Origin of the sequence: Bradyrhizobium sp. LB11.1, assembly GCF_040549385.1 — a bacterium.
Classification (GTDB): domain Bacteria; phylum Pseudomonadota; class Alphaproteobacteria; order Rhizobiales; family Xanthobacteraceae; genus Bradyrhizobium.
Map to the genome: position 1 here is coordinate 1 of NZ_JBEPTH010000061.1, position 1,132 is coordinate 1,132.

At 67.8% G+C, this 1,132-nt stretch carries 1 protein-coding gene; it reads right to left on the bottom strand.

Annotated features, from left to right (window positions below):
* The coding region (locus ABIA96_RS36580) for a DUF7146 domain-containing protein (protein WP_354141726.1) at positions 1-1,022 on the bottom strand (1,022 nt) is incomplete at its 3' end.
* Positions 1,023-1,132: the final 110 nt, after the last annotated feature.

Sequence of the window (1,132 nt, forward strand, 5' to 3'; positions counted from 1 at the left end):
AACCGAACGACATCCTGCGGCGCGAGTTGGATGCGCAGTGCCTCCCGCAGCGCGCGGAAGCCGAATGCATGCAGGTCCTCGTTGAAGTCGCCCGTCCGCGGAGACAGGGCAAGCGCCTCAATGCCCGCAGCTTCGGCGCGTTCGGTCAATGCCGCGAACGCCGTGTCACCCGCGGCATCGGCGTCGCGGGCGATATAGAGCCGACACAGCGCTGGCGGGAGCAGAAGAGCGCCAAGGTGATTGGCCGAGAGCGCGGCGGCCATCGGCATAGCAGGCAGCGCGCAGCGCAGCGACAGCATCGTCTCGATGCCTTCGCCGACAGCGAGGACGTCGTCGGCCGCGCCAAAGCGGACGGCATGGCCGAGAAGGCCGCCCATGGCCCGTCGCGGCGTGTCGACCGGCGCCTTGCTAGAGCCATCCGGCGCAAGCCAGGTGCGATGCGCGCCGGTGATGCGATCGGCAAGATCGGTGACGGCGGCGATCATCGCCGGCCAGGTCTCAGTCGGCGAGTGATCGTCCGGGCGATAGTAACAGTGCGGATGAAACCGCAGCGCGCCCGCATCGTGGACAGCCTTGATGCCGCGATTGCACAGGTAGGTCTCGACGAGCGTGCGGCGGATCGGCTGCGACATGGCGAAGAGCCGCTGCGCCGCTTCCGGCGATCCGGCGGGGACGGGTGTGCGAACGGGCTTTGGGCTGCGGCGCGGTTCGGCGCGCGACAGATTCAGAAAGCGTCGGGCCTCCTCGGCGACATCGCGAAAGTCAATGAAACCGCAGCTCTCGCGGATCACGTCGAGAAGATCGCCATGTTCGGCCGAGGCGGCATCGGTCCAATGGCCGGCTGCGCCGGGACCGTAATCCGGTCCGCTGAGCCGGACGAACATCGATCGGCCGGGAGTATTGCGAACGTCGCCCACCGTCCAGTAGCGGCCCTGGCGCCGGCCGTTGGACAGGTAATGGCGGCAGACCGCCTCGGCCTCGCGCGCGAGGCGACGCGCCAGTTCGGAAGCGTCGCGGGGCATCACGCGACCCCCGGCAGCGCGCTGGTGTTATGTTGCGTAGAAGCTGCCAATCGTCCGTGAGACAGCACCCCAGCGCAAATGCGCAACATAACTCTCGGCGCAACATATTC